Consider the following 13573-nt stretch of genomic DNA (forward strand, 5'->3'; position numbering starts at 1 on the left):
GATGGAAATCCGATGGTATCCACGTGATTCAGATCACAGTGCGCCCGCACGGAAATTTCTCTACAAAGTATAGCGTACATAGTACAGAGTTGACCGCCGACGCCCAAGGGAGACCCATGAACATCACCGCTTCCGCCATCTCACTCAACGTCCCCGACCCCGGCGCCTCGGCGAAGTTCCTGATCGACCACCTCGGGTTCGAGGAGAAGATGTCGGCCGACGGATTCGTCTCGCTGGAGCGGCCCGACGCCGGGATGAACGTCATCTACCTGCGCACCGGGCTGGCGACCTTCAAGCCGAAGAGCGCGGCGGGCAGCGCGGGCGAGGGCCTGCTCGTCGTCTTCGTCGTCGACGACATCGATGCCGAGTACGCCCGGCTGCAAACCGAAGGAGTGCCGATCGTGACGCCCATCGAAACCGAGGAATGGGGCGAGCGGTACTTCCAGATGAGTGATCCGAACGGGATCATCATCCAGTTGGTGCAGTGGGTGTGAGCCCACGCGAATGGCGCGGATCCCTTCGCGGGATCCGCGCCGTTCTGTGTTGTGTTCGTCGTCGGGTTGCGGGTCTCAGCCGAGCGCCGCGCGGAAGACGTCGACAGCCGGAGTGGCAGGACGGTCCAGCAGCTTTTCCAGATCGCCGGAGCGCACGTCGAGAATGCCCTGCGAGATGCCGGTGTCGGCATCGGCGAGGGCCCTGGCGTATTCGGCGGGCAGCCCCGCCCCAGCCAGCGCGGCAGCGTAGTCGTCCTCCGACAGATCCTGGTAGCGCACAGGCTTACCCGCAGCCTCCGAAATAACCTGCGCCAGTTCGGCATAGGTGAGCGATTCGCTGCCACCGAGCTCGTATACCCGGCCTGCGTGCCCATCCGTGGTGAGCACCCTGGCGGCCGCCTCGGCATAGTCGGCGCGTGCCGCACCCGCCACGCGGCCCTCGCCCGCGGCGCCGTGCAGCACACCCGAGCGCACCGCGTGCTCGAGGCCGCCCAGGTAGTTCTCCCAGTACCAGCCGTTGCGCAGCAGAGCGTACGGCACGGTCGACTCGGCGAGCACCGCCTCGGTCCCCTTGTGCTCTTGGGCGAGAATCAGCGGGTTGTCCGTCGCACCCGGGATGCTGGTGTAGGCGAGCAGTTCGACGCCGGCACGCTCGGCGGCACGAATAACGTTGGCGTGCTGGGCCACTCGCGCACCGAACTCGTTGCCCGAGATCAGCAGCACCCGGTCGACGCCATCGAGCGCCCGGTCCAGCGCCGCCGCGTCGCCGTAGTCGGCCCGCCGGACGTCAACGCCCCGCGCGGCCAGATCGGCCACCTTCTGCGGATCGCGCGCGATCGCGACGACGTCCGTCGATCCCTGACGCAACAGCGCCTCCACCACCAGTCGGCCCAGTTGTCCACTGGCCCCGGTCACCGCGACGGTCATAATTACCTCCAAGTTGTGTACGGATTTACTAGTACTAACTATTCGTAAGCACTATGCCCTTCGCCGCTACTGCGGTCAAGTTGGGTACCATGGCGGTCATGACAACCCAGCGCACCGTCCCGGTCGAGGCCGACGACGACCCCACGCTGGAAGCCGATGTATTCGCCCGGAACTGCATCTCACGGCCGGTTTTGCAGAATGTGGCCAGCCGCTGGGGCACTCTGGCGCTGGTCGCGCTGCGTGAGGGTCCGTATCGATTCAGCGCACTGCGCCGCCGGGTGGACGGCGTCAGCGAACGCATGCTGTCGCAAACCTTGCAGGCGCTCGAGCGCGACGGCATGGTGCACCGGGAGGTACTGGAGACCATCCCGCCGCGCGTCGAATACACCCTCACCGAACTGGGCGCCGAGGTGGCCGCGCATTTGGAAGCACTCATCCAGGTGCTGGAGACGAACATGCCGCTCGTGCGCGAGGCGCAGGCGGCCTATCACCGCGACTGACTCACGCCATCGGGAAGAGTCCGGCGTCATCGCGGGTTACACGAGCATGGAACTCGCCGCCGCAGTCGATTTCGCGCGCGACCACCGCAGGTCGGTACTCACCACGATCCGCCGCAACGGACGCCCGCAACTGTCCAACGTGCTGCACGTCGTCGGCGCCGACGGCCGCATCCGCATCTCCATCACCGCCGACCGCGCGAAGTACCGCAACCTGGTCCGCGACCCATGGGCGGCATTACACGTGACCCGCGACGACTTCTTCGCCTACGCCGTACTGGAAGGCACGGTGGAACTCACACCGGTCGCCGCCGCCCCCGACGATCCCACGGTCGACGCGCTCGTCGACTACTACCGCGCCGCCTCCGGCGAACACCCCGACTGGGACGAATACCGCAACGCGATGGTCGCCGATCGCCGCGCCCTGGTCCTGTTCACACCGACCCACGCTTACGGCATGCTCTGATCCGCCGGGCACCGCACCAGGGCGCTCGGCGTCGAACCGAGAGACTTGTTCGGTCGCCCGATAGCGGTGACGGCGGAACACGACCAGTCCGCTGGCCGTTGGACCAGCACCGCGCGCCCCAGCTGCGGCGGACGGGTGCGTGGTACCAGCCGAGCAGCAGCTCGGCCACCAGTTCGGCGCCGTGGACGGGCTGCCGATCGCAGGTACCTTGCCGCCGTCGGCGCGCGACGAGCAGCCTCGCGCAGCACTTGGGCCTGCTCACCGCGACGGCGGAAAGCCGCCGCTACTGCTCGGCGATCATCGAATCGGCCACCTGTTCAGCGGCATTGGCCAGGCCTATGCCCCGTTGCCCGCGGGTGCCGATCCGGTCAGCGGGACATCAAGTCGGTGACGGTGACGAAGTGGTATCCCGCGGAACGCAATTCGGCGACGATGCGCGGGATGGCGTCGAGTGTGGCGGTGCTTCCGTGCATGACATGCAAGAGGATGATCGAGCCGGGGCGGACCTTGTCGATGGTCTCGGCAACGATCCCGTCCGCGGTGGCGTTCTTCCCGGAATCGGGTTCGACATCCCACATCACGGTGACCCGGTCGTGCTCGGCCAGATAACGCGGCAGCATCAGGAGCTTCTTGCCGTAGGGCGGCCGGAAGGTGATCGGTCCGACGTAGCCGGTTTTCATGATCTCGGCGTCGGTACGCTCCACTTCGTCGCGGACCGTGCCGGGGGTGACGAAGACCATCCGCCGATGTGAATAGGTGTGGTTGCCGATCTCGTGGCCTGCCGCGGCGATGGCCGTGCCGTGCTCGGGGTGCGCGGCGAGATCACGGCCGTTCAGATAGAAGGTGGCCGGAACCTGAGCATCGGCGAGAACTTTCAGCACCTCGGGCGCACGGTTGGTCGGGCCGTCGTCCAAGGTCAGCGCAACTACTTTCGCGTCGGTGTTCACCCTGCTCACCACATGACCGGCCAACTGGAACGTGCGGGCGTTCATCAGGTAGTAGGTGCCCGTTGCCAGCAGCACCACGACGACGAGCACCGGCACACTTCCGATCAGCCACCTACGAAGCATGCTCGCTGTATAGCAGACCACCGGCGCCGACGCCGACTTCCGAAGTTCCTACCGGCGCGGAAGCCCTTGGCCGAGAAGACGAGACGCTCGCCGCCCGCGAGACGGCACGGGCGGTCCCGCTCAGCGTCCGCCGAGGAATTTCTCCGCGGGAACGAACAACTCGTGGCCCGATTCGAATCGGATGCGCACGCCTTCCGGCCGCCAGTCCGCCTCCCGCAGGACTGGACGCTCGACGCCGGTGATGGCGATCTCGACGAAATGTCCGTAGCTCAGATCGGGGGATCGGCCGGTGTACACCTCGTAGGTCTGGTGACGGCCGAGCAGCCGGCTGCGTTTCCGCACGATGCCCACGTAATGGGTCGCGGTGTCCTCGGGATACTCGACGTGCTCCGGCTGCGCCATGCGCTGCACCGCCTCGAACCGGTGCAGGCCGGTGTCCGCGAGGACGATCGCCAGCGTGACACATACGCCGAGCACGGCGCCGAGCAGCAACCGCGCGAACGGCCCGGCCTGGGGCATGACCGCCCTGGCCGGGCCGTTCGAGGAAGACACGCGGATCAGAAGTTGATCATGTGACCGGCCAGGCCGTGGAAGGCTTCCTGGAGGGCTTCGCTGAGCGTCGGGTGGGTGTGCACGTTGCGGGTCAGCTCGTTGATCGTCAGGTCCCACTTCTGCGCGAGGGTGAGCTCGGGCAGCAGCTCGGAGACGTCCGGGCCGATGAGGTGCCCACCGATCAGCTCACCGTACTTGGCGTCGGCGATGAGCTTGACGAAACCGGTCGGGTCGCCGAGGCCGTGCGCCTTGCCGTTGGCGGTGAACGGGAAGGTCGCGACCTTCACGTCGTAGCCCTCGTCGCGGGCCTGCTGCTCGGTCAGGCCGAAGCTGGCGACCTGCGGCTGGCAGAACGTGGCGCGCGGCATCATCCGGTAGTCGCCGAGGGTGACGGTCTCCGCGCCCGCGATCGTCTCGGCCGCGACCACGCCCTGCGCCTCCGCGACGTGCGCGAGCTGCAACTTGCCGGTGACGTCGCCGATGGCGTAGATGTGCGGCACGTTGGTGCGCATGTAGTCGTCGATCGCGATGGCGCCGCGCTCGAGCTGCACGCCGGTGGTTTCCAGGCCGTAGCCCTCGACCCGCGGCGCGAAGCCGACGGCTTGCAGCACCTTGTCGACGGTGACGGTCTCGATCGCGCCGGTCTTGTTGTCCTTGATCGAGACGGTGACCTTGGCGCCGTCGTCCTCGATGGACTGCACGGCGGCACCGGTGGTGATGGTGACGCCGAGCTTCTTGTACTGCTTGGTGATCTCCTTGGAGACGTCCGCGTCCTCGTTCGGCAGCGCGCGGTCGAGGAACTCGACGATGCGCACGTCGACGCCGTAGTTCTTCAGGACGTAACCGAACTCCATGCCGATCGCGCCCGCGCCGACGATGAGGATCGAGCCGGGCAGGTCACGGGTGAGGATCTGCTCCTCGTAGGTGACCACGTTCGCGCTGAGCTGGGTGCCGGGCAGCAGCTTGGTGACGGTGCCCGCCGCGATGATCGCGTTGTCGAACGTGATCGTCTCGGTGCCGCCCTTGGTGAGCTCGACCGAGAGCGAGTTCGGGCCGGTGAAGGTGCCCTTGCCGTCGAACTCGTCGATCTTGTTCTTCTTCATCAGGAAGTGGACGCCCTTGACCCGGCCGTCGGCGACCTTGCGGCTGCGGTCGAAGGCGACGCCGAAGTCGAAGGTCGCCTCGCCGGAGATGCCGAAGGTCTTCGCCTCTTTGGTGAAGATGTGTGCCAGTTCCGCATTCCGCAGCAGCGCCTTGGAGGGGATGCAGCCGACATTGAGGCACACCCCACCCCAATACTTCTGCTCGACGATCGCGGTACGGAGGCCTAACTGTGCCGCACGGATGGCGGCGACGTAACCGCCTGGACCGGCACCGAGAACGACAACGTCGTAATGGGAAGTCACGAGACCGAGCCTAACGCCGCCGGGCAAACTTCACCCACCGGTCCCCCACAACAATGAGTCGTGGGCCACACCCACCAGAAAACTTCCCGTGAGCGGGAAGAACGTGGTAGATCCGCAGGGCTAGCATGCCGCGTGAACAGCTGTGCCGACCCGGTCTCGGCACCCCCGCCAAGCGCCACGGACGCACTGCCCGATCCGATGGACGGGGACCGCTTCCACGCACCTGACCCGGCTCGTCCGCGCCGTCGTCTCGGCCACGGGAACCAGAGCCGATCGTCTGGCCGCCATCCCCGCGTCGACGACGTGGCGTTGACGAGGAACCGCATTCCACTGCCCTCGCTGACCCGCCTGTGGGAATTGCTCGCCGAGACGACGACCGGGAGCCCGGGAGCCGGGCTCGCCGTCGCAGCACCGCTCGGCGCCGGGCGGGCGAGGCCACCGGCGGCGCGGGTCATCGGTGCCCTATCCGGCGCGGACATCGGCAAGATGCGGTGCGGCTGGCGTGATCAGTTCCGCCACACCTGCGCGGCGATCCGCCGGAAGTTCTCGCCGAACACCGCGGCCCGGTCCGCCGCGCTGAAGCCGCGCCCGGCCAGTACCTCGTCCAGGCCGGGCACCTCGGCGGCGCCGAGCAGGTCTTCCGGCGGAACCCACTGCAGCGGACCCCACCTGGTGTACGACTCCGAGAACGCGCCCGGGTTCTGCCGTAGCTCGGCGTTGAAGTCCTCGGCGTCGAAGGAGTAGTCCGACCCGATTCCGATGTGCTCGATGCCGACCAGCTCGGCGCCGTACTCGATATGCCGCGCCATCGCCTCGATCCGCTCGGCACGCTCATCGGCCGCGTTGGGTCCCAAGAAGATTCCCACGCCATTGATCCCGATCACGCCGCCGGTCGCGGCACAGGCCCGCGCCTGCTCGTCGGTGATGTTGCGCGGGTGGTCGCACAGCGCGGCGAAGTTCGAGTGGCTGTAGATCATCGGGACGGCGCTCAGTTCCGCGAGCTCCAGGCCGGATCGGCGTGAGCAGTGCGACCCGTCGGCGAACATCCCGACCTCGTTGAGCGCGTGGATCAGGTCGCGGCCGTACCTCGTGAGCCCGGTGTCCTCGGTGTCCAAGCACCCGCAGCCCGCGGCGTTGGCGTGGTTGTAGGCGGGCAGCAGCGATCGCACGCCGAGTTCGTAGAACCGCGCCACATTGTCCAGATCACCGCCGAGCGGCCCGGCGTCCTCGAGATCGAACGCCAGCGCGATCGTCTCGGGGGCGCCGACCTCATCCACCGTGCGGACGAGACGAAACCGACCGTCCGCCAAGGCATCCCGGCGAAATCGATGCAGCAGCGCAAGGGAGTCGGCGGTCGACTGGCGGGAATACCCGACGTTGACCGACAGGTACGACCCGGCCAGGTAGCGCGCGAGGTCGCCGATCCGCGCCGCGGGCGACAGCGGCAGACAGCAGTGCTGTTCCCAGAGAAACGGCGGCAACCTCGAACCTCCTGGTCGGCTCGGCCTTGGAGCAGCGATCCTACTGCCAAGGTCGGCCAGTGGGCGGTGTGCAGCAAATTCCGAGGCGCCGGACCGCGTGCGACGGCCGATCGCCCAAGTTCCCCAACGCATTTCGGCATTCCCATGCGTAACAGCGAGTCCGTGGCGGCCGATTCACCCAGTAGTTCATCCCTCGTGCCTACGAAGGCGGTGCGACCATGCGTCGCTTGCTTCTGCTGTTTGTTTCCCTCGTGACATTCGCCGGTCTCTGGATCGCGTCCAGCCCCGCGTCAGCCGCGCCGGAGTGCACCTCGGCGTGGGGTTCGATACCCGAGACGAGCCAGGTCCGACCGGTCGCGACGCTCACCGGCGTGCGCGCCGGGCGGCACGAATGCTTCGACCGGCTGGTGTTCGACATCGCCGGACCGGTCACCGGGTACCACGTCGGCTATGTCGAGCGGGTCGTCATGGATGGCTCCGGCGCGCTCGTCCCGCTGCGCGGCGGCGCGGCGCTGAGCATCATCCTCAACGCCCCTGCTCACGACGACGCGTACAACGCCACCTACCACCCCGGCGACCGGGCCGAGCTCGCCGACGTGCGGGACTACCGAACCTTCCGCCAGGTGGCCTGGGCGGGCTCCTTCGAGGGCCAGACCACGGTCGGGCTCGGCGTGCGCGCCCGGTTGCCGTTCCAGGTGCACACCCTCCCTGGACCGGGCAGCGGATCGCGCATCGTGGTCGACGTCGCACACTCCTGGTGAACCCGGCTTGCGCCGCTCGGCAACAATGTGGGCATGAGCGGCGTTGAGCAGAATGTGACCGACCCTTACCTCTGGCTCGAAGAAGTGACCGACGAGCGCGTCCTGGACTGGGCTCGCGCGCACAACGCCGTCGTGCACGAGAGGTTCGCCGACTCCGAGCGGTTCCGCGAGCTGGAACGCCGCATCCTGGACATGCTCGACACGGACACCAAGATCGCCTACCCCGCCCGTCGCGGTCCGTGGCTGTACAACTTCTGGCGGGACGCGCAGCACCCGCGCGGCCTCTGGCGGCGTACCACGTTCGCCGAGTACGGCAAGGACGCCCCGGACTGGGATGTGCTGATCGACCTGGACGCGGTCGCCGCCGACGAGGACGAGAACTGGGTGTGGGGCGGCGCCGCGGTGCTGCGCCCGGAACAGTCCCGCGCACTGGTCAGCCTGTCGCGCGGCGGGGCCGACGCGAAGGTGGTGCGCGAGTTCGACATCGAACGCAAGGTGTTCCTCGACCCCGATGACGGCGGCTACTTCCTGCCCGAGGCGAAGTCGGAGATCCGGTGGATCGATATCGACTCCGTATACGTCGGCACCGATTTCGGGCCGGGCTCGCTGACCGATTCGGGGTATCCGCGGATCGCGAAACTGTGGCGCCGCGGCACCGCATTGACGGAGGCGACGACGGTTTTCGAGGGCGAGCCGGGCGATGTCGCGGTCTCGGCGGGCTACGACCGGACGCCCGGCTACGAGCGGCACTACATCGGCCGCGCCACCGACTTCTTCAACGAGGAGGTCTACCTGCTCGAAGCGGACGGCACGCTACGGCACCTCGACATCCCCAGCGACGCCAGCGAATCGTGGTACAAGGACTGGCTGCTGGTCCGGCTGAAGTCGCCGTGGGAAGTGGGCGGGAAATCCTTTCCGGCAGGCGCGCTGCTGGCGGCCGATTTCGAGAAGTTCCTGTCCGGCGCCCGGGAATTCGAGGTGATCTTCACCCCTGACCCGCACACCTCGCTGCACGGCTACGCCTGGACGGAGAATCATCTGCTGCTGGCCACGCTCGAGGACGTGCAGACCAAGCTGCACGTGCTCACCCCGAGCGCGGCGGGCTGGCGGCGTGAGCCGCTGGCCGATACCCCGCCGATGGCGACCACCAGCGTGCTGAGCCTCGACCCGTTGGAGGGCGGCGACGAGTTCATGCTGAGCACCAGCGGCTTCACCACCCCGGCCACCTTGCTGGCCAGTTCCGTCGGCGGGCAGACCGAGCAGCTGAAACAGGAACCCGGATTCTTCGACGCCGCGGGGGTCGAGACCGAGCAGTTCTTCGCCGAGTCCGAGGACGGGACGCGGGTGCCGTACTTCGTGATCCGCCACCGCGACCGCAAGGACGTGCCCGGCCCGACGGTGATGTCCGGCTACGGCGGCTTCGAGGTGTCGCGCACCCCGGCCTACAGCGGCGCGTCGGGCATGGGCTGGCTGGAGCGCGGCGGCACCTGGGTGATGACCAATATCCGCGGCGGCGGCGAGTACGGGCCGCAGTGGCACACTTCGGTGCAGAAGGCCAACCGGCACAAGGTGTACGAGGACTTCTCCGCCATCGCCAAAGACCTTGTCACGCGCGGCATCACCACCGCCGACCAGCTCGGCGCGGTCGGCGGCAGCAACGGCGGACTGCTCATGGGCGTGATGCTGACCCGCTATCCCGAGCTGTTCGGCGCGATCGTCTGCCAGGTGCCGCTGCTGGATATGAAGCGCTACCACCTGCTGCTCGCGGGTGCCTCGTGGATGGCCGAGTACGGCGACCCGGACAAGCCGGAGGAATGGGAGTACATCAGCAAGTACTCGCCCTACCAGAACGCGCGCGCCGACCGCGCCTACCCGCCGATCCTGCTCACCACCTCGACCAGGGACGACCGGGTGCACCCAGGCCACGCCAGGAAGATGGCCGCGCTGCTGGAGGCCCAGGGTCACGAATTCTGGTACCACGAGAACATCGAGGGCGGCCACGGCGGCGCGGCGGACAACAAGCAGTCCGCGTTCCAGGCGGCGCTGATCTACGAGTTCTTCACCCAGATGCTGATCGAACGACGCGCCTAGCGGTCGCGCAGCCACTTCTCGATCTGGTCGACGGTGCTGGTGGACTGCCGGATCCAGCCGTTGTGGCCGAGCGCTTCCGGCTGCCGCCAGCGCGTCACCTCCGCGTTCGGCAGTTTGTCCAGCAGGTGCTCGGCGGAGCTGGGCGGAGTGAGCTCGTCGCCGGTCATCGTGATGGACAGGACCGGCAGTTTCAGCCGTGCGATCCGCTCCTCGTAATCGATGTCCGCGCCCACCGGGACGAAGCGGCCGGTGCGTGCCAGCCGGGCCCAGTCCGAGATCAGCACCTTGGACTGGCGGCCGAAACCCATCGAGACGCGGTCGCCGGGCCAGAAGCCCGCCAGGTTCGCCGTCAGCGACATCGCCGCGGTGCCGACCAGCATGCCCGGCCCCGAAAGTCCCCGGTAGCCACGGTAATACGGGGTGCCCGAAGCGACCAGGATGAGCCCGCCCAGCCTGCCGCGGATGCGGGCGGCGTACATGACACCGAGCTGGCCGCCCATGCTGTGGCCGAGCAGATACGGCGTGCTGTCCGGGAACTGGTCGCGCACCACCTCGAAGATCGCCGGGAAGTCGACCGAGACCAGCTCGTGGTAGCCGAATGTGCTGGCGGAGCTCGGCTTCGGCCTGCTGTCGCCGTTGCCGCGCAACTCGCCGATGGCCACGTCGAACCCGCGCGCCGCCAGGCCCGAGGCGAACAGTTCGTAGTACCCGGCCGGAACGCCGAGACCGGGCACGATCACCACGACCGGACGCGGCGCGTCCGGCGTGACCGGGTGCCGGTGCGTGCCCTCGGCCGGGATCAACCGCACCGGAACCGTGGTGCCGTCCGGCATCTGGATCGGAACTGTCTGCATGTCGGCACGCTACCGCGCCGGTCGGGCCCGGTCGCGCACGCTACGCGCCGACCGCGCCGATGATCACCTTGCTCAGCACCCGGATGACGTCGTCCAGCGGCGGGCGCGGGTCCGCGCCGCTCCACGAATCCACCACGTAGTTGACCGCGCCGATGATCGCGAGCATGCGCATCTCGTAGTCGCCGGTGGGTATCTCGCCGTGCAGGGCCGCGTCCTCGGCGGCGCCGGCCAGCAGCGAGCCCCACTCCCGGCGCACCGCGAGGCGGAACTTCTCCACCTTCGGGCCCGCGCCGACGACCTCGACCAGCGCGACGCGCGCTTTGCGCGGATCGGAGCCGATGGATTCGACATAGGAACGCACGGCGGCGTCGATGACATCCAACGCGCTCGCACCGGACTTCGCGTCCAACGCCTTCTTCACAGCGTCCCGCGACTCCCGATCGATCTGCTCGTAGAGCTCTAGGAGTAGCGACTCGCGACCGGTGAACTCCTCGTAGAACTGTCGCGAGGAGAGTCCGGCGTCCTTGCAGATGGCGCCGACCGAACTATTGGCGTAGCCGTCGCGCGCGAAGACCGTCAGGCCTGACTCCAGAAAACGCGCACGCCGCTGACGTTGCCGGTCCTCCACGGGTTGCCCGGCATACATTCGACCCGTATTCGCATCCTGTGACATTGGGCCAGACAATACAGAAAGGGCCCGATCGCATCGTCATCGATCGGGCCCTTCGTTACAACCTTCGGCCGAACGGGTGTTAGCCGAAAGTTGGCTATGCAGTGGCTAGCTCATTAATTGGTCGCCGGACCAAAAGCCCGGCGACCATAGTAGTTTCCGCAGACGCACGCTCGTTAGCGGATCAGCCATTCAGCAACTCCGATCTGACCGTATGACTTGCCTGTCACTGGCTATTTGCCGACAGAGACGATACCCAGGCGCTCCGCGTTTGCGGGCAATTTTAGAGGGAAACCGTAGAATTTTTTGAATCAAACCGATTCGCCGGTTACGGGGGATTCGCCCGCCGCGCGAAGATCGGCCAGTAAATCAGGCAGCGCGACCACGGAATCGATGACGTGATCGGGCGAACGCTCGGCCGATGCCAGCACTCCGGGCCGGAATTTTCCGGTGCGTACCAACACGCCGGTCAACCCGGCGTCTTGCGCCGCAAGCACATCCGAGTGCAGATCATCGCCGATCATCAACACCTCCGCCGGATCGAGCCCCATCAATTCCGCGCAGGTGCGGAAGCCCGGCGCGGCGGGCTTTCCGACCACCTCGATCCGCGCATTGCCCGCGGCCTCCAAGCCGGGGAGGTACGCGCCCGCATCGATGCGCAGTCCCTCGGCCGTCGCCCAGGTGAGCCCGCTGTGCATGGCGACGACCGGCACGCCGTCCAGCATCAACTCCGCCACCCGGCTCAGCGCCGAATGCGTGAACTCCGGTCCCGCTCCGCCGATTACCACCACGTCGGGTTGGTCGTCGTCGAGCGTCACGCCGGTGAGGTCCGCTGCGATGTCGCCGTGGTTGAGCACCCAGACATTGGCGCCGGGATAGCGGCGCCCCACGAACTCGGCGGTGAGCCTTGCGGCCGTGACGATCTCGGCTGGCTCGACGTCGATTCCGGTGCCGCAGAGACGTTCCGCGATCTCGGCGCAGGTACGTGAGGTTGTGTTGGTGAGGAACGCCCGGCGCAGTCCGCCGTCGCGGATCCGGCGCACCGCGGTGGCGGCGCCCTCGATCTCCTGCCAGGAGGTCACCAGGACGCCGTCGATGTCGTACAGCACGCCTCGGATCCGGCCGCGGTCGGACATGGCTTCAGCGTACGACCAACGGCCTTCGAGCGCCCGGGGACAGCTCTGGACCGGCGGGCGCGGCCCGGAAGCCCGCCGCGGAGTCGTCGGCGGCTCGACGCGTCCACCCGACTTAGGCTGAAGCATGCTCACCGCGCTGCTCTACGGACTCGGGACAGGCGTGCCGCTGGTCTTGGGCGCCGCCGTCGGATTGCGCTGGCAGCTACCGAAAGTGGTGCTCGCCTCGCTGATGGCCTTCGGTGCGGGCACCCTGATCGCGGCGGCGTCCGTCGAACTGTTCGAGCCCGCGTTCCACCAGGCAGGCGCCGTGATCGCCGGAGTGGCGCTGTTCGCCGGCGCGGGCGTCTACGTGGTCGCGAACCATCTCATCGAGAACAAGCTGGGGCCGCGCGCGCTCGGCTGGGCCCTGATGCTCGGCACGTTGCTCGACGGCGTTCCGGAGAACACCGCGCTCGGCGTCTCGCTGACCGCGGGCGGCGGCATGGTCCTGCTGGTGGCCGTGGTCGTCGGCAATGTGCCCGAGGCGATCAGCGGGGCCGCGCTGATGCGGGATCAGCACGGCGTCGCGCAGCGCCGCACGCTGTGGCTCTGGGCGGCGACCGCGACGGCGCTCGTGCTGGTCACCGTGCTGGGAAACCTCTTGTCGGACAACCTTTCCCCCACGCACATCAGCGCCGTGCAGGCATTCGCGGGCGGCGCGACGGTCGCGGTACTCGCCGACTCGCTGCTGCCCGAGGCCTACCGCGAGGGCGGCTGGTGGATCGGAATGGCCACGGCGGCGGGCTTTCTCGTAGCCTTCGTACTCGGCGGCTGAGTCAGCGCTGGGCACCGGCGATGACCGCGTCCAGCAGACCCGGGAAGCGCTGATCCAGGTCCTCGCGACGCAACTCGACCAGGCGGTTGCGGCCGGACGCGAACGTCGTCGTCACGCCTGCGTCGCGCAGCACCTTCCAGTGGTGCGAGGCGGTCGCGGCGGTGATTTCCACGTCGAATTCTTTGACGTTGCAGCTCAACGGTTCTCGCACGCCGGCAAGCGCGCGCACCAGTTCCAGCCGGACCGGGTCGGCCAAGGCGCTGAGCACCCGGACCAGATCGATGTCGGCGGTACTCGGCTGCGGCAGCTGGCGCATCTCCATCCTCCGATCATTTGACAACAATCGAATCGTAT

Annotated in this window: 15 protein-coding genes; 6 read left to right on the forward strand and 9 right to left on the reverse strand. The window is 67.7% G+C overall.

Going from position 1 to position 13573, the window contains the following annotated elements; all coding sequences use genetic code 11:
* Positions 1 to 116 precede the first annotated feature (116 nt).
* Entirely contained in the window at positions 117 to 494 is a 378-nt protein-coding gene (locus tag ACWPXK_RS12585; protein ID WP_454196224.1) for a VOC family protein, read from the forward strand.
* Between the two features lie 75 nt (positions 495 to 569).
* Here the strand turns inward: ACWPXK_RS12585 and ACWPXK_RS12590 are convergent, their stop codons facing one another.
* Entirely contained in the window at positions 570 to 1421 is an 852-nt protein-coding gene (locus tag ACWPXK_RS12590; RefSeq protein ID WP_454196225.1) for an SDR family oxidoreductase, read from the reverse strand.
* Between the two features lie 98 nt (positions 1422 to 1519).
* On the opposite strand from ACWPXK_RS12590, the gene ACWPXK_RS12595 reads away from it, so the two are divergent.
* Positions 1520 to 1921, forward strand: a complete 402-nt coding sequence (locus ACWPXK_RS12595; protein WP_454196226.1) for a winged helix-turn-helix transcriptional regulator — start codon at positions 1520 to 1522, stop codon at positions 1919 to 1921.
* Between the two features lie 46 nt (positions 1922 to 1967).
* Positions 1968 to 2384 carry a PPOX class F420-dependent oxidoreductase gene (locus tag ACWPXK_RS12600; RefSeq protein WP_454196227.1) on the forward strand — a complete coding sequence of 139 codons (417 nt, stop codon included), beginning with the start codon at positions 1968 to 1970 and terminating at the stop codon, positions 2382 to 2384.
* 368 nt (positions 2385 to 2752) lie between these two features.
* Here the strand turns inward: ACWPXK_RS12600 and ACWPXK_RS12605 are convergent, their stop codons facing one another.
* From ACWPXK_RS12605 to ACWPXK_RS12620, 4 genes are all read right to left on the reverse strand, one after another.
* Entirely contained in the window at positions 2753 to 3454 is a 702-nt protein-coding gene (locus ACWPXK_RS12605; protein WP_454196228.1) for a polysaccharide deacetylase family protein, read from the reverse strand.
* Positions 3455 to 3574: 120 nt separating this feature from the next.
* Positions 3575 to 4006: a hypothetical protein gene (locus ACWPXK_RS12610; RefSeq protein ID WP_454196229.1), complete on the reverse strand. Its 432-nt coding sequence runs from the start codon at positions 4004 to 4006 to the stop codon at positions 3575 to 3577.
* Positions 4007 to 4011: 5 nt separating this feature from the next.
* Positions 4012 to 5412, reverse strand: coding sequence for a dihydrolipoyl dehydrogenase (gene lpdA / locus ACWPXK_RS12615; protein WP_454196230.1), 1401 nt, complete (start codon positions 5410 to 5412; stop codon positions 4012 to 4014).
* A gap of 506 nt (positions 5413 to 5918) precedes the next feature.
* A complete protein-coding gene (locus ACWPXK_RS12620; RefSeq protein WP_454196231.1) occupies positions 5919 to 6893 on the reverse strand; it encodes a dipeptidase in 975 nt (324 codons plus the stop codon).
* A 218-nt stretch (positions 6894 to 7111) separates the two neighbouring features.
* Between ACWPXK_RS12620 and ACWPXK_RS12625 the strand changes: the two genes are divergently transcribed.
* Entirely contained in the window at positions 7112 to 7654 is a 543-nt protein-coding gene (locus tag ACWPXK_RS12625) for an AMIN-like domain-containing (lipo)protein (RefSeq protein ID WP_454196232.1), read from the forward strand.
* A 33-nt stretch (positions 7655 to 7687) separates the two neighbouring features.
* Positions 7688 to 9745, forward strand: a complete 2058-nt coding sequence (locus tag ACWPXK_RS12630; protein WP_454196233.1) for a prolyl oligopeptidase family serine peptidase — start codon at positions 7688 to 7690, stop codon at positions 9743 to 9745.
* Here the strand turns inward: ACWPXK_RS12630 and ACWPXK_RS12635 are convergent.
* The 3 genes from ACWPXK_RS12635 to ACWPXK_RS12645 form a co-directional block, all read right to left on the reverse strand.
* Positions 9742 to 10599: an alpha/beta hydrolase family protein gene (locus ACWPXK_RS12635; RefSeq protein WP_454196234.1), complete on the reverse strand. Its 858-nt coding sequence runs from the start codon at positions 10597 to 10599 to the stop codon at positions 9742 to 9744. The genes ACWPXK_RS12630 and ACWPXK_RS12635 overlap by 4 nt on opposite strands.
* A gap of 40 nt (positions 10600 to 10639) precedes the next feature.
* Entirely contained in the window at positions 10640 to 11272 is a 633-nt protein-coding gene (locus tag ACWPXK_RS12640) for a TetR/AcrR family transcriptional regulator (protein ID WP_454196235.1), read from the reverse strand.
* A 308-nt stretch (positions 11273 to 11580) separates the two neighbouring features.
* Positions 11581 to 12405, reverse strand: a complete 825-nt coding sequence (locus ACWPXK_RS12645) for an HAD-IIA family hydrolase (RefSeq protein ID WP_454196236.1) — start codon at positions 12403 to 12405, stop codon at positions 11581 to 11583.
* A 124-nt stretch (positions 12406 to 12529) separates the two neighbouring features.
* Between ACWPXK_RS12645 and ACWPXK_RS12650 the strand changes: the two genes are divergently transcribed.
* Complete coding sequence (locus tag ACWPXK_RS12650) at positions 12530 to 13219, forward strand: ZIP family metal transporter (RefSeq protein WP_454196237.1); 690 nt, start codon at positions 12530 to 12532, stop codon at positions 13217 to 13219.
* Between the two features lies 1 nt (position 13220).
* On the opposite strand, the gene ACWPXK_RS12655 is transcribed toward ACWPXK_RS12650, so the two are convergent.
* Positions 13221 to 13541 (reverse strand): ArsR/SmtB family transcription factor, encoded by a 321-nt coding sequence (locus tag ACWPXK_RS12655; RefSeq protein WP_454196238.1) that lies wholly within the window; start codon positions 13539 to 13541, stop codon positions 13221 to 13223.
* Between the last annotated feature and the right edge of the window lie 32 nt (positions 13542 to 13573).

It is taken from the genome of Nocardia sp. Marseille-Q1738 (genome assembly GCF_965283145.1).

Bases quoted from the DNA above. Each gene is read 5' to 3' on its own strand.
- ACWPXK_RS12650 (WP_454196237.1), top strand. From the start codon at position 12,530: ATGCTCACCGCGCTGCTCTACGGACTCGGGACAGGCGTGCCGCTGGTC.
- ACWPXK_RS12630 (WP_454196233.1), top strand. From the start codon at position 7,688: ATGAGCGGCGTTGAGCAGAATGTGACCGACCCTTACCTCTGGCTCGAA.
- ACWPXK_RS12590 (WP_454196225.1), bottom strand. From the start codon at position 1,421: ATGACCGTCGCGGTGACCGGGGCCAGTGGACAACTGGGCCGACTGGTG.
- ACWPXK_RS12600 (WP_454196227.1), top strand. From the start codon at position 1,968: ATGGAACTCGCCGCCGCAGTCGATTTCGCGCGCGACCACCGCAGGTCG.
- ACWPXK_RS12625 (WP_454196232.1), top strand. From the start codon at position 7,112: ATGCGTCGCTTGCTTCTGCTGTTTGTTTCCCTCGTGACATTCGCCGGT.
- ACWPXK_RS12585 (WP_454196224.1), top strand. From the start codon at position 117: ATGAACATCACCGCTTCCGCCATCTCACTCAACGTCCCCGACCCCGGC.
- ACWPXK_RS12595 (WP_454196226.1), top strand. From the start codon at position 1,520: ATGACAACCCAGCGCACCGTCCCGGTCGAGGCCGACGACGACCCCACG.
- ACWPXK_RS12640 (WP_454196235.1), bottom strand. From the start codon at position 11,272: ATGTCACAGGATGCGAATACGGGTCGAATGTATGCCGGGCAACCCGTG.
- ACWPXK_RS12635 (WP_454196234.1), bottom strand. From the start codon at position 10,599: ATGCAGACAGTTCCGATCCAGATGCCGGACGGCACCACGGTTCCGGTG.
- ACWPXK_RS12605 (WP_454196228.1), bottom strand. From the start codon at position 3,454: ATGCTTCGTAGGTGGCTGATCGGAAGTGTGCCGGTGCTCGTCGTCGTG.
- ACWPXK_RS12645 (WP_454196236.1), bottom strand. From the start codon at position 12,405: ATGTCCGACCGCGGCCGGATCCGAGGCGTGCTGTACGACATCGACGGC.
- ACWPXK_RS12655 (WP_454196238.1), bottom strand. From the start codon at position 13,541: ATGGAGATGCGCCAGCTGCCGCAGCCGAGTACCGCCGACATCGATCTG.